Raw genomic sequence first — 264 nt, forward strand, 5'->3', positions numbered from 1 at the left:
CTCCATGGCTTGCTCAGATAAAACATTATCTTTATCTAAACCCGCAGCCAGGCGAACTTTCCGTTTAACCCGAGAAATAATCTGAATGCTACCTGCGGTCTCGCGAACAACCAGCATATGAAAGCTGTTGGAACCCAAATCGATAGCGGCATACAGAGAAGAAGATTTCAGCATAGGGTATTTACTCAGCCTGCACGTTTATGGTTATTACGTGGGCCATTATGGCGACGCGGCGCATTAGAATTGCGGCGTGGACCACTTGGG

General features: G+C 47.7%; 1 pseudogene. It reads right to left on the reverse strand.

The window, feature by feature from the left end:
- Window positions 1–174: pseudogene (locus ACNQ0T_RS24430) on the reverse strand (guanosine-5'-triphosphate,3'-diphosphate pyrophosphatase); the annotation flags it as partial.
- Between the last annotated feature and the right edge of the window lie 90 nt (window positions 175–264).

It is taken from the genome of Enterobacter cloacae complex sp.6700776 (genome assembly GCF_048284255.1).
Taxonomy (GTDB): Bacteria; Pseudomonadota; Gammaproteobacteria; order Enterobacterales; family Enterobacteriaceae; genus Enterobacter; species Enterobacter intestinihominis.